Consider the following 17,545-nt stretch of genomic DNA (forward strand, 5'->3'; position numbering starts at 1 on the left):
ATATGAATACAATACAAGGTCATGTAGTAGCAGAAGGATTAAAATTTGCAATCGTTGTAGCGAGATTCAATGATTTTATTACAAGTAAACTGTTAGATGGAGCGGAAGATACATTACTCAGACACGGAGCAAATGGTGATGATATCGATGTTGTGTGGGTACCAGGCGCTTTTGAAATCCCGTACATGGCAAAAAAATTAGCAGAAACCAAAAAATATGATGCAGTCATCACACTTGGAACCGTGATCAGAGGCGCAACGACTCACTATGATTACGTTTGTAATGAAGCTGCTAAAGGAATTGCTCAGAGTGCTATGTCAACTGGGGTACCGATTATCTTTGGTGTACTCACAACAGAATCTATTGAACAAGCCATTGAAAGAGCTGGTACAAAAGCAGGAAATAAAGGCAGCGAATCGGCTGCTGCTGCTATTGAAATGGCGAATCTCAATCGAACGTTCTCTTAATTTAGTGAAAAAGAGTTTAAAAACGGTATAAAAATGTTTATAATGTGTGATGAGCAAATGAATCATAAGACATTTGCTGGAAATTAGGATAATTTGAATATTGAGGGGTATATATGTTAATTCGTTACAAGAGGTCTTTTGAAAAAATTGCCATGGGACTTCTGTCCTTTATGCCGGGTGAGAAAGACGTCAAACAGCTTCAGCAGACGATGAAGTCATATGAAATGGATGAAGATCGGCAGCTGTTCCTATGGAAAGATGGCGAGGATATTATAGGTGCTATTGGTGTGCTCAAAACAGACGACCAAGTACAAATTGAGCATATTAGTGTGAATCCATCCCATCGTGATCAAGGAATCGGCAAGGAAATGGTTTTAGCCGTGGAAGAAATATTTAAAACCAAAACACTCATTCCAAATGAATTAACGCAAGGCTTCTTTCATAAGTGTCACAGCGAATCAAATTAAATATCACACATGTAAAAGCAGAGGCTACAGTCCTCTGCTTTTTTTACGTTCAATCTGCTTTTTTCGTTCAAGCAAAACTTCTGTCCGGTCACGAAGTCTATGTTTTTCGATTAAAAATGTATGGGATAAGTTGCTTTCCTGTCCAAAGAGCAGTCCTTCTTTTTGGGCCATTTCTTGGCATAAAGAAAGAAGTGCTTCATCTTTGATCGGCAGCATCACACTCTCATAGGGCATATCTTCATCCATTTTCTTTTTCAGCGTTCTCAGAAGCATCAGAAATGCCTCATCATCCAGACCGAGATTCGATAATACTGAACGGTTTGCTTCTAACAAATGAAGACTGTTAGAAATGAGCCGTTTTGCTCCTTTTCCATTTCCCCGTCTTTGATGATACAAGGCAACAGCGAGCTGAATGAGCCCGACCCAATAGTCTTTGCGCTGCTTAGGGGGATCTTCTTTCCAATATTCCTCTAGAATTTCATGACACTCAAAATAATCTCTTGTCGTATGAAATTCGTGTAAAAAAGCCACGTACGCTTCAGGATACACAGCGGTCATCTCCTTTTCCACTCTCAGTCTAACATATCGAAAAGAAAAGAAGAAAGAGCGTCCCTTTAGTGAAAAGGACGCTCTGTTTCTTTAATAAACCCAAGCCGCGCCAACGATGATCAGCAAGATGAAAAGCACGACAATAAGCGCGAATCCTCCGCCGAAGTTATAGCCATCTCCCATAATGATACGGCCTCCTTTTTCATCAGTTCTGATTACAATGGTATTCTATGTATAAATGCCCTTATTGGTATGGGCGGATCCACTGTTTTTCTTGATTTGCCTAAGGCATTATGGCCGAAATTATATTGGACGAGAGCTTTATCCTGTCTTATACTAAAGGTTAGCCGGTGAAACGGTACTTAGAAGACAGTAGAAATGGTGAGAAAAAGATGCTGGAATATCAGGTGAAAATAGATTCGTTCGAGGGTCCTTTGGACTTGCTTTTACATTTAATTAACCGGTTGGAAATTGATATTTATGATATTCCCGTCGCTAAAATTACGGAGCAGTATTTATTATATGTCCACACGATGAGGGAGCTTGAGCTCGATGTTGCGAGCGAATATTTGGTCATGGCTGCAACCCTCCTGAGTATTAAAAGCAGAATGCTTCTTCCAAAACAAGAGGAAGAGCTGTTTGATGAAGACCTGCTCGAAGAGGAAGAAGATCCTCGAGAAGAGCTGATTGGCAAATTGATTGAATACCGCAAGTATAAAAATGCAGCACAAGAACTAAAGGAACGCGAAGAAGAAAGGCAAAATGCCTTTACAAAACCACCGAGTGATTTAAGCGAATTTGCAAAAGAATCAGAAGCGAAGGACACAAATTTACACGTAACGGTGTATGATATGTTAGGTGCGTTCCAAAAGGTATTAAATCGAAAGAAAATAACGAAACCAGCACCATCAAAGATTACAAGACAAGAAATCCCGATTGAAGACAAAATGAATGAGATTATGAACCATTTAAGAAAAACAAAAAAGCGGACCAATTTCATGACTCTATTTCAACATGATCAAAAGGAGCACCTTGTCGTGACGTTTCTTGCTGTTCTCGAATTGATGAAAAGTCATCAAATCTTGCTAGAGCAGGAAGGGAACTTTGAAGACATTTATATCATAGGGAGTGAAACGATTCATGACGCTTGATATCGTGAATTGGAAAGCCATCTTAGAAGCGCTGCTGTATGCAGCAGGTGACGAAGGCTTAACAAGAAAACAGCTCATGTCTGTTCTTGAAGTAGATGAGTCGGTATTACTCGACATTATGTCTTCCGTAAAGGAAGAATATCAAAAACAAGAACGAGGGATTGAGCTCATTGAATATGCAGATTCATATATGCTGCTGACGAAAAAAGAATACAGCATGTATTTAAAAAAATTAGTCGAGACACCATCCAAGGGTTTGTCGCAGGCAGCGCTGGAGGTGCTTGCCATTGTTTCTTATAAACAGCCGATTACACGCAGTGAGGTAGAGGAGATTAGAGGAGTCAAATCAGAGCGGGTACTTCATAGCTTAGTAGCCAAAGCACTGCTCTGTGAAGTAGGACGTGCCGATGGTCCGGGACGAGCGATTCTTTATGGGACAACCCCTACCTTTTTAGAGCAATTTGGCTTAAAAGCCTTAGATGAATTACCGCCGCTTCCAGAAAATGTGGAAGCAGACGGGGTACAAGAAGAGGCTGATCTATTTTTTGAAAACTTCAATCAAACATTTGAAGACATAAAATAGTTCAAAAGAAGGAAAAATGTATGATAAAATATAAAAAAGATTTTAGGTCTAAAATCTTTTGATGACAGATAAAATGGTGTCAAAGCCATGAGGGGAAGGTAAACACGAAACAAATGGCACATATGAATGTAAAGGCTCAAGTTGATCAAGCAGGCGTCTTTTTATCAAAGGTTGCAATTGAAATGAATGGTTTTCTGAACGAAGCCACCTTATCAAGCTTGAAACGATTAAACCCCGAAGCGGAAGCCTATTATTGTGACATATTGAGTACATTACGGAAGCTTGCAGTGTACAGCGAGGATGCAGCAGCAGTTTGCAGGAAAATGGGCCAGCAGCAGACATTCCCGCAGCAGGCCGCACAGCAGATGCTTCACCGTATTTATCATCAATGCATTGAAGAATTTTTCACGCCAAAAAAGGATACATGGTATGAAGACAGCCGATCGGCCTATACAGGAAAAAGCAGCATTGTCTTTCACCATGAAGTATCCGCTGATATGAAACAATTATTTTCTTCATTAGAAAAAGACTTTTTAGCGATGAGAGAAGAGCTGGAATATACGGCATCTCATCAGCAAGTGAAAATGGTATAAGCAACTTGAAGAAGCGCCTCTACATGTAGAGGCGCTTTTTTTTATGGACGAGGCATCATAACTTTTTCAGCTGAGCATACACTTGTACAAAACGGACAAGGACGTGAATGAACATGCCCTATTTAAAAATTGGAACAGCAGTCCTTCTTCTATTTACACTCTTACTGCCTTTTTCTTCACATGCCAAAGCAGACATTTCATTATCAGTGAGTGCAAGAAGCGCCATTTTAATAGATGGACAGTCAGGCAGAGTCCTATTTGGAAAGGACGAGCACGAAAAAAGAAGAATCGCCAGTATTACAAAAATCATGACGGCTGTATTAGCCATTGAATCAGGAAAAATGAAAGATACCGTTAAAGTATCAAAACGTGCGATTGGGGCAGAGGGGTCATCCATTTATTTAAAAGAAGGGCAGAAGGTGAGCTTAGAAGATTTGACATACGGGCTCATGCTGCGTTCTGGAAATGATGCAGCTGTTGCCATTGCAGAGCATGTTGGCGGCAGCTTAGAAGGCTTTATTTTTATGATGAATCAAAAGGCGGCTGAACTAGGAATGGAGAATACAAATTTTCAAAATCCGCACGGACTCGATGATCATAAAAATCATTATTCATCAGCCTATGACATGGCGATCCTAACAAAATACGCAATGAAGCATAAACAATATCAAAAAATTGCCGGTACAACTTTCTATAAAGCGAAGACAATGGAAGGCTATTGGAAAAATAAAAACAAGCTGCTCACCGGTTTATACGAATATTCCACTGGAGGGAAAACAGGATATACAAAGCTTGCAAAACGAACACTTGTCTCCACCGCTGCAAAAGGTGATGCCGAGCTGATCGCTGTGACCATTAATGCGCCGGACGACTGGAAGGATCATATCTCTATGTTTGAATATGCATTTGATCACTATAAAACGTATGTGCTTGCTGAAAAAGGAAGGCTTGCTTCGTTAAAAGGGACCTTTTACGAAAAAAAAGCGTTTATCAAGCGTGATGTGGACTATTTTTTAAATGAAGATGAAAAAAAACTTGTGAAAATTGAAACGGAAATGCTCGCTCCAAAAAAGAAATGGAAAAAAAACGCCGAAACCATCCCAGATGTTGTCGGAAAAATGACGATTTTATTAGATGGACAGGTGATCGAGCAATTACCGATCTTTTATGAAAATAAACGAAACCGCATGCCTCAAAAAAGTTTCCAAGAAATGTTTAAGTCTGTCTTTCAGACATCTATAGGCGGATCTTCATGGTCAATCTAATTTGGGTATTTCTCACTGTCATCGGTCTTGTCTATGCGATGTTTAATGGAACGATGCAGGAAGTGAACGAGGCTGTATTTAAAGGCTCAAAAGAAGCGGTTACTATTTCAATTGGTTTGATTAGTGTCCTCGTTTTTTGGCTCGGGCTTATGAAGATTGCCGAAGAGGCAGGGCTGTTAAATTTCTTTAGTAAATTGTGCCGGCCCTTTATTTCAAAGCTATTCCCGGATATTCCGCCTAATCATCCTGCAATGGGGTATATTTTGTCCAATCTCATGGCGAATTTCTTTGGTCTCGGGAATGCCGCTACACCGCTTGGAATTAAGGCGATGGAGCAGATGAAATCATTAAACGGCGGGAAAAATGAAGCAAGCCGTTCTATGATTACATTTCTAGCGGTCAACACATCCTCTATCACACTTGTGCCAACAACCGTCATTGCAATAAGAATGACCTATGGGGCAGATCAGCCAACAGACATTGTAGGGCCAACCATTTTAGCAACACTCATTTCAGGAATCGGTGCAATTATCATCGATCGTTATTTCCACTATCGCAGAAGCAGGCGGGGGTGATCTTGTGGCATTTATTAACTGGCTGTCACTTGCTTTGATACCACTGATCATCGCAGGAATTTTGATTGCTGGAACCATTAAAAAGGTACCAACCTATGAAACATTTGTGGAGGGAGGAAAAGAGGGCATTCAAATTGCCTTTTCAATCATTCCCTATTTAGTCGGTATGCTTGTGGCCATTACGATATTCCGTGCGTCAGGTGCGCTTGATTTTGTTATGGGACTATTAAAACCAGTCTTTACAGCGATTGGTTTCCCGCCAGAAGTGGTGCCGCTTGCGTTTATTCGTCCGATATCAGGAACGGCTGCACTTGGAATGACATCAGACTTGATAGCGACGTATGGCCCAGATTCTTTTATTGGCCAGCTTGCAGCTGTCATGCAAGGGTCAACAGACACCACCCTTTACATTTTAACGGTCTATTTTGGAGCAGTTGGGATTAAAAAAATGGGAGATGCGCTGAAAGTAGGTTTGTTAGCAGATCTCATTGGTGTCATTGCATCTGTCATTATCGTCAGTTTGTTATTTAGCGGCGCCTAATCAGGCGCTTTTTTGTATTTCATGGATGGAAAATCGCTTTTTAGCTGAAATTAGACAGACGAAACGCTTATTTTTCCACGAATGCTTGTTTGTTTTAAGTCAAGCAAGTAAGATAGTACATGAGGTGAAAGACAAATGGAACGTTTACAGAAAGTAATTGCACATGCCGGCGTCGCTTCAAGACGAAAGGCTGAAGAATTAATTAAAGAAGGACGAGTTACCGTTAATGGTCAAACAGTGACAGAGCTCGGAGTGAAGGTGGGCTCTTCAGATAAAATTGAAGTCAATGGATTAAAGCTTGAAAGAGAAGAACCGGTTTACTTTATGCTTTATAAACCGCGCGGCGTCATTTCGGCTGCCGAGGATGATAAAGGACGCAAGGTCGTCACAGATTTCTTTGATGATGTCCCGCAGCGTCTTTATCCAATCGGCCGGTTAGATTATGATACGAGCGGTTTGATTTTGATTACAAATGATGGGGAATTTGCCCATAAGCTCATGCACCCGAAATACGAAATTGATAAAACGTATGCAGCGAAGCTAAAAGGCATTCCTTCAAAGGAACTGCTTAGAAAGCTAGAAAAAGGGATCATGTTAGATCATAAAAAAACAGCACCTGCTCGTGCGAAAATGCTTTCTATTGATAAACGAAAGCAAACTTGTATTGTTCAATTAACCATTCACGAAGGCAGAAACAGACAGGTGCGCCGCATGTTTGAAGCGATTGGACATGATGTGTTAAAGCTAAAAAGGGAGCAATATTCGTTCCTTCATATTGAAGGTATGAGACCAGGAGACCGCAGAGAATTGTCTCCGCATGAAGTAAAGCGCCTGAGAGCAATTGCCGATCATGGGAAAAGCGCTTTTTAATTTTCACATAAACTTCAAAAAATGAAGAAGCATCAAAAGAAGGAGAATGCTATAATTTACCTGAATGTCTATGGGGAAGGGGTACTTCAGATGAAAAAAAGACGGTTTTTCATACGGACGGGCATTCTCCTCGTGATGCTTGCGGCACTATGTTATACAATGTATAACTCAGTATTTGCCAAACAGGATCGAGTCAAAGAAGGATCTATTGCGCCAAACTTTGTCCTTCAATCTGTCGATGGGGATCGGATTGAGTTAAAGGACTTAAAAGGCAAAGGTATCTTTCTTAATTTTTGGGGTACATGGTGTGGTCCGTGTAAACAAGAATTTCCTTATATGGCGAATCAATATGAAGTGTTCAAGGATCGCGGTGTGGAAATTGTTGCAGTCAATGTTGCGGAATCCAAGATTGCCGTGAAAAATTTTATGGAATCCTATGGCGTGAATTTTCCTGTTGCCATGGACAAAGATCGTCAAGTGACAGAGGCATATGATATTACGCCGCTGCCAACCACATTTTTAATCAATCCTGAAGGCAAGGTAATCAAAGTCATAAAGGGAACGATGACAGAACGTAATGTCTATGAATATATGAATTTGATTAAACCAAAGGGGTCATAGAATGAAAGAGGTAAAGTGCGAGTGTGGACATATTAATCCAATCGGTACTGTTCTATGTGAATCATGCGGGAATCCCATTGCGGCTAAAGAGAAAAACTCTTCAAAGCTGCTTGATATGAGATATGACGGCAGTGCAAGACGCTCGCAAACATACAACAAAACGATTGTTGATAAAGTATGGAACTTTTTTTCTTCCGTTAAAGTGGGTGTGTGGCTGATTGTCATTACACTGCTCGCTTCTTCGCTTGGAACGATTTTTCCGCAGGAGCGATTTATTCCGCCAGGTGCATCTGCTTCCACGTATTATGAAGAGCAATATGGATCGTTTGGCAAGCTGTATTACACACTTGGATTCCATGATCTTTATAATTCTTGGTGGTTTTTAGCTCTTGTCGCATCAATCGGAATCTCCCTTGTCATTTGCAGTCTCGACCGCGTTATTCCTCTTTATCGAGCACTCAAAAACCAAGGGGTTATCAAAAAAGAAGGCTTTATGAGAAGACAGCGTCTGTTTAGCGAGACAGACAAAACATTAGATCAGCATACATATGAAGGCATCATAAGAGCAATGAAACAAAAGCGTTACCGCGTGCGAGAAGAAAATGGGCATATTTTAGCCGAAAAAGGACGTTTTTCACGCTGGGGACCTTACGTCAATCACATTGGACTAATCATCTTTCTCATTGGAGCGATGCTCCGGTTTGTCCCGGGCATGTACGTGGATGAAACGCTTTGGGTCAGAGAAGGGGAAACTGCACCAATTCCAGGTACGGATGGTCAATACTTCTTGAAAAATAATGCGTTTTCAATTGATCGCTATGAAACTGGAAATGAAAAAGAAGTGTTTGAGAATGCCATTGAAAAAGCTGGCGATGGTCAAGTGGTGAAAAGCTATAAAACGGATGCCATTTTATACAAACGTGAAGGAGAAGTTGTATTTGGTGAAAAGCCCAAGCTGAAGCAGGTAACAGAACACGATATCAAAGTAAATGAACCGCTCAAGTTTGACAATTTCTCATTATATCAAGTGGATTTTAAACAAAATGAACTCGATCAAATGGTCTTTCAGCTGATTCGTAAAGATACAGAAAAATCTTTCGGTACAGTGAAGATTAATCTGCTGGAGCCTAAGTCAGAATATGATCTTGGTAGCGGTTACAAAGTCAAGGTGATGAGCTATCTGCCTGATTTTTATTTTGACGATGATGGAACGCCAAGTACGAAAACAAGGAATCCGAATAATCCTGCTTTCGTGTTTGAAATGATTTCTCCTGAAAAACCTAAAGGTGAAAAAAGCTTTGTCGCCATTCAAGAGACAGTAGAGGGTTCTGATAACAATCTATATAAAATGAAGTTTGATCGGGTCGAAACGAAAAACGTCACAGGGTTAACAGTGAGAAAGGATTTAACACTTGGCGTGCTCATAGTAGGCGGAATCATCTTCATGATCGGTGTCGTGCAGGGGATGTATTGGCAGCATAGAAGAATCTGGCTGTCGGCAAAGGATGGTAAAGTATTGGTGGCAGGACATACAAACAAAAACTGGTTCGGCTTAAAGTCCGATCTTGGTGTGTTACTGCACGGCAGTGGCATCAAACAGCCAGTTGATCAAAAAGAACTGCCTGATACAACAAGTATCAGCAAAAGCAAGGGGGAAGGATTAGATGGCGGCAGTCAGTGAAAATCTGTTATTTGCAGCTTTTCTATTTTATTTAGCGGCAGTTCCTTTTTTTGGTGGTGCCATTAAGGGAAAAAAGAAAGAAGAAGGACCGCGCAGAAATAAGGCGGCACTCATTGGCATTACGCTTACCATCATCGGTTTTTTGAGCCAGTTGGGCTATTTTATTTCAAGATGGATCGCATCTGGTCATGCACCTGTCAGTAATTTGTTTGAGTTCACAACGGCTTTTGGCATGATGCTGGTGCTTGCATTCATCATTTTATATTTTGTGTATCAAGTGTCTGTACTTGGTTTATTTACACTTCCAATCGCTTTATTGATTATTGCCTATGCAAGTATGTTCCCATCAGATATTTCACCGCTGATTCCTTCACTTCAAAGTAATTGGCTTTATATTCACGTGACAACAGCAGCACTTGGCCAAGCCATTTTAGCCATCAGCTTTGTGGCAGGTGTCATCTTTCTATTAAAGCATGTGGATCAAACAAAGCCAGGGAAGAAGACGTTTGGTTTAGAGCTTGTCATGTTTATGATTGTGGTCACACTTGCATTTATCGCTGTTACGTCTATCTTTAGAATGACAGGATATGAAGCGACATTTAATTGGATTGATAAAAATAAAGAAAAAAGTGAGATGGTCTATGAGCTCCCAGCTCTTGTCGGACCTCATAAAGGGGAGCTTGTGACAGAAGATCGTTTGGAACCGTTTGTTGAGCTGCCGCCTGTTTTTTCAGGTAGAAAGGTCAATACGGTGTTATGGTCATTTGGCGTAGGGCTGATCATATACGGACTCATTCGATTGATCATTCGCAAACGGCTGAGCGCACTGCTTCAACCGCTAGTGAAACAGGTGAACCTAGATCTAGTTGATGAAATTGGGTATAGGGCGGTTTCGATTGGTTTCCCTGTATTTGCGTTAGGCGGGCTGATCTTTGCCATGATCTGGGCGCAAATTGCATGGACTAGGTTTTGGGGCTGGGACCCGAAGGAAGTATGGGCATTGATTACGTTTCTCTTTTATGCTGCCTATCTTCATCTTCGCTTGTCGCGAGGCTGGCATGGTGAAAAGTCCGCTTGGCTTGCTGTGATCGGCTTCGCCATTATTATGTTTAATCTCATCTTTGTTAACCTTGTCATTGCGGGGCTTCATTCTTACGCATAATCACAAGGAAAAGCCAACTTTTATGATTCAATTCGGCTTTTTGTTAAAATGAATGTAACAACGGAGAAAGCAGGAGGACTGTCTAATGGAACACACAACTCAAACGAAAATATTAGTCGTAGATGATGAGGCAAGAATTCGCCGCCTTTTAAAAATGTATTTAGAACGTGAAAATTATGAAATCGATGAAGCGGAAAATGGAGATGAGGCGATTCAAAAAGGGCTTCAAACCGATTACGACCTCATTTTGCTCGATTTAATGATGCCTGGTACAGATGGAATCGAAGTGTGTAATCAAATTCGAGACAAAAAAGCGACTCCAATCATTATGCTGACGGCAAAAGGAGAAGAAGCCAACCGCGTTCAAGGATTTGAGGCAGGAACGGATGACTACATCGTCAAACCTTTCAGCCCGCGTGAAGTGGTTTTACGTGTAAAGGCATTGCTCAGAAGATCGTCTCAAACGTCTTATTTGAATACTGGGACAACAACAAAGGATGTTCTTGTGTTTTCTCATCTTTCTATTGACCATGATGCACATAGAGTGACGGCTGATGGTAAAGAAGTCAGCCTCACGCCGAAGGAATATGAGCTTTTATATTTCCTTGCAAAAACACCAGATAAGGTCTATGACAGAGAAAAGCTGCTAAAAGAAGTATGGCAATATGAATTCTTTGGAGACTTACGAACAGTTGATACTCATGTCAAACGACTTCGTGAAAAACTGAATAAAGTGTCACCAGAAGCAGCGAAAAAAATCGTAACTGTATGGGGTGTCGGGTACAAATTTGAGGTCGGCGCTGAATGAAACTGTGGAAAAGTGTTGTAGGAAAGCTATGGTTAACCATTCTTTTCCTCGTCCTGATCGTTTTATCTATTTTAACTGTGCTTCTTTTAGAGTTCATTGAGAATTATCATGTAGAAGAAGCAAAATCTGATTTAACACAAATGGCAAACAAAGTAGCGGTCATTTTAGAAAGCCATGAGGATCAATCGCTTGCGAGGTCGATTACATCAGAACTCGCTGACAAATTGACGAGTATTGCGATCATCCAAGAGGACGGGCTAGAGTGGTATTCGTCTGAAAAAGACGGGAAGCTTCCTGCGATTACAAAGAAACAAATTGAAGCGGACAACGATTTAAATCAAGCACTGAAAGATCGTAAAAAAATCAGTAAACGTGCAGAACCTGATGCAGGCAATCGAAAAGATGAACGGATTGTAGTCGGTGTTCCATATGAGGCGAACGGAAAAAAAGGCATGGTCTTTCTTTCTCAATCACTCCTCGCTGTAGAACAAACAACGAAACATACGACACGCTACATCTTTTTAGCCGCCGGAATTGCGATTGTACTGACCACTATATTCGCTTTCTTCTTGTCAACACGTGTCACCTATCCTCTCAGAAAGATGAGAGAGGGTGCACAAGATTTGGCGAAAGGGAAATTTGATACAAAGATTCCTATTTTAACGCAAGATGAGATTGGAGAACTGGCGATCGCCTTTAATCAAATGGGGAAGCAGCTTAAATTCCATATCACAGCCTTAAATCAAGAAAAAGAACATTTATCTAATATTTTAAGCAGTATGGCTGATGGCGTCATCACCATCAATATTGATGGAACGATTTTGATGACAAATCCTCCTGCAGAACGATTTTTGCAGGCATGGTATTACGAGCAAAATATGAAGATCAAGGATGGAGATGAACTGCCGCCAGAAGCGCGCGAGCTATTTCATACAGCTGTCAGCACAGAAAAAGAGCAAATGATCGAAGTTACGCTGCAAGGGCGTACCTGGGTTCTTCTTATGTCTCCGCTGTATAATCAGCAGGATGTCAGGGGAGCAGTTGCAGTCCTTCGTGATATGACGGAGGAACGAAGACTTGATAAACTGAGAAAAGACTTCATTGCCAATGTCAGTCATGAACTTCGTACACCAATTGCCATGCTGCAAGGGTACAGTGAGGCAATTGTAGATGATATTGCGGGATCAGAAGAGGAAAAGAAAGAGATTGCGCAAATTATCTATGATGAATCACTTCGAATGGGACGTCTTGTGAATGACCTTCTAGATCTAGCGAGAATGGAAGCAGGTCATATTACACTGAATCTTGAATCAACAGATACGGAAGAGCTGACAGAGAAGATCTACCGTAAGTTTCTCGGGATTGCGAAAGAAAAACAAATCGACCTTACGTATGATATTCAAGTGGATGAACCGCACTTTGTATTCGATCCAGATAAGATTGAGCAAGTGTTTACGAATCTCATTGATAATGCTATTCGTCATACACCAGAGGGCGGCGAGGTTCACTTCTCGGTTCAATCGGTGGAAAACGGACTGAAAATGGATGTAAAAGATTCGGGGAGCGGAATTCCGGAAGAGGATCTTCCCTTTATTTTCGAACGCTTTTATAAAGCCGATAAAGCAAGGACGAGAGGGCGTTCTGGTACTGGACTTGGCCTTGCGATTGTGAAGAACATCATCGAGGCGCATCAAGGCTCTATACATGCTCACAGCAAAGCGGGGGCAGGTACACACTTCACATTCTATATTCCGAGAAAAAAGCAGGAACTCGTCTAATCCTGACGAAGAATCTTGTTACATGAGAAACACTTCTTTTCGTAAAGAAAATGAAGTGTTTTTTCTATTTTAAAATTTTTAAGGAGAAGTTAAACAAAAAGCCCTTTCCAAACTGTCGAACTTGTAATATATTTGTCATAAAGTTGTAATGTAACGTTTTATAAGAGTCACTCGACAAAAATAAGTGAACGGAGGGGTTTCCTATGCATGAAACCTTTCAAAAAATATATGATTCGTACCATCAAGATTTGTACCAGTTTTTATTTTATATGGTTAAAGATAAAAATCAGGCAGAGGATCTCGTACAGGAGGTTTACATTCGGGTACTTCACTCATATAAAACTTTTGAAGGAAGAAGCAGCGAGAAAACATGGCTGTTTTCAATTGCAAGGCATGTGGCGATTGACTGGTTTCGCAAGCAGCAAACCATTAGACAACGGGTACTCGGCACGTTTGATTGGGATAAGCAGGATGTAAAAGACCCAGACTTGCTCCCAGACGAACTGGCTGTACAGGATGAAAATACTAAAGAAATTTATGCCGCGCTTGATCACTGCACGATTGATCAAAGAGCTGTCATCATTTTAAGGTTTATCCAGGGCTACTCAATCATGGAGACAGCAAAGGCGCTAAAGTTCTCGGAAAGCAAAGTCAAAACAACGCAGCACCGAGGCCTGAAAGTGCTCCGAAAACATATGGAGCTTTTGAAGGAGGAGCTAGTGAATGAAAACGAACAGGTCCGATTGGAGCGAAGAACGAATCAAGGTGTTACTAAGTCAGCTTCCAAAGGTGGAGGACAACCGTTCATCTAAGCAGATATACCAGCAGGTGCTGATGGCAAGCGGGAAGAAAAAGAAAAGTGTCAAATGGATCGGTCCAGCGGTGGCAACCGTTGTGGTTTTATTTATGGCGTTTTTAATTTCTCCTCATTTATTTCAGCCGGCTGCTCAAGAACAGCATAAACAGATAAAAATGGACTCAAGTGCTGACAAAGGACAGGCAAATGCCACATTAGAGCCGGTCAAACAGGCAAATGGTACCACACACGTTGTTTCTCATGAAGACAAGCAAAAGTATATGACGGTTGCATACATAGATGAATCAACATCTCAAGTGGTTCCCATTAGTATTGAAAAAGAGAATGAACATGACCATTTGCAGGAAATGATGAACACATATGAACAGGTGCAGCTGCCTGAAATGACAAAGCCACTTCAATCTTATCTTGAGATGGTGGACCTTCGTGAAAATGGGAATACACTTATTTTTCAGTTAAAAAATGATTTGTCCCTTGATACGATAAAGGAAGCCAATCGATTTAAAGATATGGTAAAAGAAACGCTCAAATGGAGCAGGTATAAGCAAGTGGAAGTCAAATCAGTCAAAGGCTCTCATCTTCAATTAGGGACTAGCAGCTTTGGCACGATATCAATTGATAAACAAACGAAGAAAGCTTATTACGTGTTAGAAAATAAGAGCGGGACTTTTTTGGTGCCCTCCAAAACACATTATTCTTCTTATGAAGAAGCTGTAGAGGCCATGAAACGCACGAGTGATTCTGGACTTGAACCATTAATTAAAGAAGAACCCATTAAAGAAGTGACATCAAAAGGTAAGCATGTAACCATCACGTTTGGAGCATCAGCACAATTATCGGACTCAATTGATCATACTCTACTCATTGAAGGTCTGCTGCTCACAGCGAAAGATTTTGGTTTTACAGATGTTACCATTCAATATGCAGGAACAGATCAAGTAGGACCATATGAATTAAATGAACCAATAGAGGTACCGGCCCTGCCGAATCCAGTTGTCATAAAAGATCGTTAAAGGACGCAAGCATTTCATTGCGTTCTTTTTTGATGTATAGAAAAGGGTCTTCTTGCTGTATACTAAGCTGTCATGAAAAGAACCTCAAAAAAGGGGAGTCACTGATGAAAAGGTATTGCTTCATAGGTGCCAGCTGTTTTTTGCTCTTGATCTTAGCGCCATTTGCCCATGCGCAGAAGACAAACGAATGGGTGGAACCAGTGAAAGGAGAAGTCACTGACTTGTTTGGGACAAGGGGCGGCTCGCATAAGGGATTAGATATAGCTGCGCCAGAAGGAGAATCCATTTTTGCTGCAAGTGAAGGTGTGGTCACGCGTTCGTATGTATCGGCTACATATGGAGAAGTTATATTTATTCAGCATCCAAATGGATACGAAACCGTCTATGCTCATTTACACGAGCGTTTTGTGAAAAAGGGTGACCATGTACAAGCGGGACAGCCGATTGGCATAATTGGCAACACAGGAGCCTCCAGAGGCACTCATTTGCATTTTGAAGTACATCGTGGCAATTGGTCAGTCAGCAAAAAGGATGCGGTAGATCCCCTCAAAATGATTGCTGTGGAACGTTTCCAAGAGCCGGCTCTTCATGTAAATGGACATGAAAAAAATACATATGTCATTAAACAAGGGGATACCCTTTGGTCGATAGCAAAGGCGCATGAAATGACTGTAGAACAATTGAAAAAGATCAATGAGCTGACCACTCACCTCATTCGAACAGGAGACTGTTTAATGGTTTCAACTAAATAAACCTCATGCAAAGCATGAGGTTTATCACTGTTTTTTATAGGTCAATCAGGCGGACAGAAAGAATATCCTGCACTTCAGTTAATTTTTTCACAATTTCGTCCTCTAGATGCTTGTCGAAAGAAAGCATCATAATGGCTTCGCCGCCTTTTTCTTTACGTCCCACCTGCATTGTGGCGATGTTCACATCATGGTCGCCTAAAATCTGTCCAACCTTTCCAATCACACCAGGTGCATCTGTATGCTGGATATAGACAAGGTGTCCATCTGGATAAAAATCAATATTAAAACCATTAATAGAAACAACGCGCTCCCCTAGATGCGGGATGTAAGTCGCTTTTAGAGTAAAGGTTGAAAGATCACCTTTGACTTCAATGGAAATACTGTTTTCGTAACCAGATTCGCTGGAAGAAATTTTTTCACTAAAGCTAATGCCTCGTTCTTTTGCGACCATTCCAGCATTTACTTCATTCACAGTCGAATCAACACGCTCTTTTAAAAAGCCTGACAGAAGACTCTTTGTGATAAAGGATGTTTCGAGTTTTGAAATAGATCCTTCATAAGAAATGCCTACTTCTTTTACAGGTTCTCTCATTGATTGAGAGACAAGACGTCCAAGTTTTCCTGCAAATTGATGATAAGGCTGAATCTTTTTGAACTCGTCTTTTGTCATCGCTGGTAGATTAATAGATGACATGACAGGAAGACCTTTTGCAAATTGAAGGACTTCTTCAGATACTTGCGCCGCTACATTTAATTGTGCTTCTTTTGTAGAGGCACCAAGATGCGGAGTTGCAATGACATGTGGATGATCCACAAGCGGATTATCAGTTGGCGGTTCTACCTCGAATACATCGAGTGCAGCTCCTGCGACATGGCCGCTTTCAAGAGCTTCAAGAAGGTCAGCCTCGTCAATAATACCGCCGCGCGCACAGTTTACAAGGCGAACACCTTTTTTCGTTTTTGCAATCGTTTCTTTATTGAGAAGTCCTCTTGTTTCTTTTGTTAATGGCGTATGTACAGTAATAATATCTGATACTTCGAGTACTTCATCAAGTGATTTCGCATTGACGCCAATTTTTTCTGCACGTTCCTTTGTGAGAAATGGGTCAAACACGTTGACTGTCATGCCAAATGCTCTCGCACGCTGCGCGATTTCACTTCCGATTCTGCCTAAGCCGACAATCCCAAGAGATTTTCCGTAAAGCTCAGCACCAACATATGCACCTCTGTTCCATTCTTTTGATTTGACAGAAATGTTGGCTTGCGGAATATGACGCATGAGTGATGAAATCATAGCGAACGTATGCTCAGCTGTCGAGATCGTATTACCGTTTGGTGCATTGATCACAATGACGCCGTGTTTGGTCGCTTCATCAATGTCAATATTGTCTACTCCCACACCGGCACGGCCGACAATTTTTAATGAAGTCATTTTTTCATAAAGCTCTTTCGTTACTTTCGTGGCACTTCTGACAAGTAAGGCATCAAACGTGTGTAATTCATCTTCTGCTTCTGCTACATTTTTTTGGACAATTTCAACAAAATCTGATTCTAAAAGTGGTAGAAGACCATCATTGCTCATCTTATCTGAGACTAATACTCGAAACATCGTAAGATTTCCTCCTAAAATAAACGTCATAAATATCTGATAATTTACCATATTCCTTTTCACTGTGTCAATCAAATTAAAGCAGTAAAGTGAAAAAGAAAACACGAACATTTCTTTGTGTCTTTATAAAGAATGAACACCTTTAAACAAAAGATAACCAATTTTTGCGCATTTGTCATTATAATTTTTGTGTTTTTTACGATTTCTTAAAACTGATGAATTTGCTCAGATTTTTATCTGTAC

20 protein-coding genes are annotated in these 17,545 nt (G+C 40.9%); 17 read left to right on the forward strand and 3 right to left on the reverse strand.

Going from position 1 to position 17,545, the window contains the following annotated elements; genetic code table 11:
• Nucleotides 1–2 precede the first annotated feature (2 nt).
• Nucleotides 3–467 (forward strand): 6,7-dimethyl-8-ribityllumazine synthase, encoded by a 465-nt coding sequence (gene ribH / locus BA81_RS03240; protein ID WP_029706184.1) that lies wholly within the window; start codon nucleotides 3–5, stop codon nucleotides 465–467.
• Nucleotides 468–580: 113 nt separating this feature from the next.
• Nucleotides 581–934: a GNAT family N-acetyltransferase gene (locus BA81_RS03245; RefSeq protein ID WP_034280376.1), complete on the forward strand. Its 354-nt coding sequence runs from the start codon at nucleotides 581–583 to the stop codon at nucleotides 932–934.
• Nucleotides 935–958: 24 nt separating this feature from the next.
• On the opposite strand, the gene BA81_RS03250 is transcribed toward BA81_RS03245, so the two are convergent.
• Nucleotides 959–1,483 (reverse strand): DUF309 domain-containing protein, encoded by a 525-nt coding sequence (locus tag BA81_RS03250; protein ID WP_034280377.1) that lies wholly within the window; start codon nucleotides 1,481–1,483, stop codon nucleotides 959–961.
• A 90-nt stretch (nucleotides 1,484–1,573) separates the two neighbouring features.
• Nucleotides 1,574–1,666 (reverse strand): YjcZ family sporulation protein, encoded by a 93-nt coding sequence (locus tag BA81_RS19090; protein WP_012010430.1) that lies wholly within the window; start codon nucleotides 1,664–1,666, stop codon nucleotides 1,574–1,576.
• A 209-nt stretch (nucleotides 1,667–1,875) separates the two neighbouring features.
• Here BA81_RS19090 and BA81_RS03255 point away from each other — a divergent pair, with 209 nt between their 5' ends.
• The 15 genes from BA81_RS03255 (at nucleotide 1,876) to BA81_RS03325 (ending at nucleotide 15,693) form a co-directional block, all read left to right on the forward strand.
• Nucleotides 1,876–2,634: a segregation/condensation protein A gene (locus BA81_RS03255; RefSeq protein ID WP_034280379.1), complete on the forward strand. Its 759-nt coding sequence runs from the start codon at nucleotides 1,876–1,878 to the stop codon at nucleotides 2,632–2,634.
• Nucleotides 2,624–3,217 (forward strand): SMC-Scp complex subunit ScpB, encoded by a 594-nt coding sequence (gene scpB, locus BA81_RS03260; protein WP_024422847.1) that lies wholly within the window; start codon nucleotides 2,624–2,626, stop codon nucleotides 3,215–3,217. The genes BA81_RS03255 and scpB overlap by 11 nt, the downstream gene beginning before the upstream one ends.
• Before the next feature lie 113 nt (nucleotides 3,218–3,330).
• Nucleotides 3,331–3,810: a YpuI family protein gene (locus tag BA81_RS03265; RefSeq protein ID WP_034280380.1), complete on the forward strand. Its 480-nt coding sequence runs from the start codon at nucleotides 3,331–3,333 to the stop codon at nucleotides 3,808–3,810.
• Nucleotides 3,811–3,923: 113 nt separating this feature from the next.
• Nucleotides 3,924–5,075: a D-alanyl-D-alanine carboxypeptidase family protein gene (locus BA81_RS03270; protein ID WP_034280381.1), complete on the forward strand. Its 1,152-nt coding sequence runs from the start codon at nucleotides 3,924–3,926 to the stop codon at nucleotides 5,073–5,075.
• The gene (locus BA81_RS03275; protein ID WP_034280382.1) at nucleotides 5,063–5,650 is read left to right on the forward strand and encodes a nucleoside recognition domain-containing protein; all 588 of its coding nucleotides are present in this window, start codon (nucleotides 5,063–5,065) and stop codon (nucleotides 5,648–5,650) included. Before BA81_RS03270 ends, BA81_RS03275 begins: the two co-directional genes overlap by 13 nt.
• A 4-nt stretch (nucleotides 5,651–5,654) precedes the next feature.
• Complete coding sequence (locus BA81_RS03280) at nucleotides 5,655–6,191, forward strand: spore maturation protein (RefSeq protein ID WP_024422843.1); 537 nt, start codon at nucleotides 5,655–5,657, stop codon at nucleotides 6,189–6,191.
• 135 nt (nucleotides 6,192–6,326) lie between these two features.
• Nucleotides 6,327–7,061 carry a 23S rRNA pseudouridine(2605) synthase RluB gene (gene rluB / locus BA81_RS03285; protein WP_024422842.1) on the forward strand — a complete coding sequence of 245 codons (735 nt, stop codon included), beginning with the start codon at nucleotides 6,327–6,329 and terminating at the stop codon, nucleotides 7,059–7,061.
• A 90-nt stretch (nucleotides 7,062–7,151) separates the two neighbouring features.
• A complete protein-coding gene (gene resA, locus BA81_RS03290; RefSeq protein WP_034280383.1) occupies nucleotides 7,152–7,682 on the forward strand; it encodes a thiol-disulfide oxidoreductase ResA in 531 nt (176 codons plus the stop codon).
• Nucleotide 7,683: 1 nt separating this feature from the next.
• Entirely contained in the window at nucleotides 7,684–9,363 is a 1,680-nt protein-coding gene (resB, locus tag BA81_RS03295) for a cytochrome c biogenesis protein ResB (protein WP_034280384.1), read from the forward strand.
• Nucleotides 9,347–10,525 carry a c-type cytochrome biogenesis protein CcsB gene (gene ccsB, locus BA81_RS03300; protein WP_024428071.1) on the forward strand — a complete coding sequence of 393 codons (1,179 nt, stop codon included), beginning with the start codon at nucleotides 9,347–9,349 and terminating at the stop codon, nucleotides 10,523–10,525. Before resB ends, ccsB begins: the two co-directional genes overlap by 17 nt.
• An 85-nt stretch (nucleotides 10,526–10,610) precedes the next feature.
• Nucleotides 10,611–11,333 (forward strand): response regulator transcription factor, encoded by a 723-nt coding sequence (locus BA81_RS03305; protein ID WP_003215596.1) that lies wholly within the window; start codon nucleotides 10,611–10,613, stop codon nucleotides 11,331–11,333.
• The gene (locus BA81_RS03310) at nucleotides 11,330–13,111 is read left to right on the forward strand and encodes an ATP-binding protein (protein ID WP_034280386.1); all 1,782 of its coding nucleotides are present in this window, start codon (nucleotides 11,330–11,332) and stop codon (nucleotides 13,109–13,111) included. Before BA81_RS03305 ends, BA81_RS03310 begins: the two co-directional genes overlap by 4 nt.
• A 203-nt stretch (nucleotides 13,112–13,314) precedes the next feature.
• Entirely contained in the window at nucleotides 13,315–13,923 is a 609-nt protein-coding gene (gene sigX, locus BA81_RS03315; RefSeq protein WP_024422837.1) for an RNA polymerase sigma factor SigX, read from the forward strand.
• Nucleotides 13,835–14,941: a hypothetical protein gene (locus tag BA81_RS03320; RefSeq protein WP_034280387.1), complete on the forward strand. Its 1,107-nt coding sequence runs from the start codon at nucleotides 13,835–13,837 to the stop codon at nucleotides 14,939–14,941. Before sigX ends, BA81_RS03320 begins: the two co-directional genes overlap by 89 nt.
• A gap of 104 nt (nucleotides 14,942–15,045) precedes the next feature.
• Nucleotides 15,046–15,693: a M23 family metallopeptidase gene (locus BA81_RS03325; RefSeq protein ID WP_034280388.1), complete on the forward strand. Its 648-nt coding sequence runs from the start codon at nucleotides 15,046–15,048 to the stop codon at nucleotides 15,691–15,693.
• A 34-nt stretch (nucleotides 15,694–15,727) separates the two neighbouring features.
• Here BA81_RS03325 and serA read toward each other — a convergent pair whose 3' ends face one another.
• A complete protein-coding gene (gene serA / locus BA81_RS03330) occupies nucleotides 15,728–17,302 on the reverse strand; it encodes a phosphoglycerate dehydrogenase (protein WP_024422834.1) in 1,575 nt (524 codons plus the stop codon).
• Nucleotides 17,303–17,545 lie beyond the last annotated feature (243 nt).

It is taken from the genome of Bacillus safensis FO-36b (assembly GCF_000691165.1).
In the GTDB taxonomy this organism is placed as follows: Bacteria; Bacillota; Bacilli; order Bacillales; family Bacillaceae; genus Bacillus; species Bacillus safensis.

Bases quoted from the DNA above. Each gene is read 5' to 3' on its own strand.
- BA81_RS03305 (WP_003215596.1), top strand. From the start codon at position 10,611: ATGGAACACACAACTCAAACGAAAATATTAGTCGTAGATGATGAGGCA.
- BA81_RS03275 (WP_034280382.1), top strand. From the start codon at position 5,063: ATGGTCAATCTAATTTGGGTATTTCTCACTGTCATCGGTCTTGTCTAT.
- BA81_RS19090 (WP_012010430.1), bottom strand. From the start codon at position 1,666: ATGGGAGATGGCTATAACTTCGGCGGAGGATTCGCGCTTATTGTCGTG.
- BA81_RS03245 (WP_034280376.1), top strand. From the start codon at position 581: ATGTTAATTCGTTACAAGAGGTCTTTTGAAAAAATTGCCATGGGACTT.
- ccsB (WP_024428071.1), top strand. From the start codon at position 9,347: ATGGCGGCAGTCAGTGAAAATCTGTTATTTGCAGCTTTTCTATTTTAT.
- ribH (WP_029706184.1), top strand. From the start codon at position 3: ATGAATACAATACAAGGTCATGTAGTAGCAGAAGGATTAAAATTTGCA.
- BA81_RS03255 (WP_034280379.1), top strand. From the start codon at position 1,876: ATGCTGGAATATCAGGTGAAAATAGATTCGTTCGAGGGTCCTTTGGAC.
- scpB (WP_024422847.1), top strand. From the start codon at position 2,624: ATGACGCTTGATATCGTGAATTGGAAAGCCATCTTAGAAGCGCTGCTG.
- BA81_RS03320 (WP_034280387.1), top strand. From the start codon at position 13,835: ATGAAAACGAACAGGTCCGATTGGAGCGAAGAACGAATCAAGGTGTTA.
- BA81_RS03270 (WP_034280381.1), top strand. From the start codon at position 3,924: ATGCCCTATTTAAAAATTGGAACAGCAGTCCTTCTTCTATTTACACTC.
- resB (WP_034280384.1), top strand. From the start codon at position 7,684: ATGAAAGAGGTAAAGTGCGAGTGTGGACATATTAATCCAATCGGTACT.
- BA81_RS03325 (WP_034280388.1), top strand. From the start codon at position 15,046: ATGAAAAGGTATTGCTTCATAGGTGCCAGCTGTTTTTTGCTCTTGATC.
- rluB (WP_024422842.1), top strand. From the start codon at position 6,327: ATGGAACGTTTACAGAAAGTAATTGCACATGCCGGCGTCGCTTCAAGA.
- BA81_RS03310 (WP_034280386.1), top strand. From the start codon at position 11,330: ATGAAACTGTGGAAAAGTGTTGTAGGAAAGCTATGGTTAACCATTCTT.
- resA (WP_034280383.1), top strand. From the start codon at position 7,152: ATGAAAAAAAGACGGTTTTTCATACGGACGGGCATTCTCCTCGTGATG.
- sigX (WP_024422837.1), top strand. From the start codon at position 13,315: ATGCATGAAACCTTTCAAAAAATATATGATTCGTACCATCAAGATTTG.
- serA (WP_024422834.1), bottom strand. From the start codon at position 17,302: ATGTTTCGAGTATTAGTCTCAGATAAGATGAGCAATGATGGTCTTCTA.
- BA81_RS03265 (WP_034280380.1), top strand. From the start codon at position 3,331: ATGGCACATATGAATGTAAAGGCTCAAGTTGATCAAGCAGGCGTCTTT.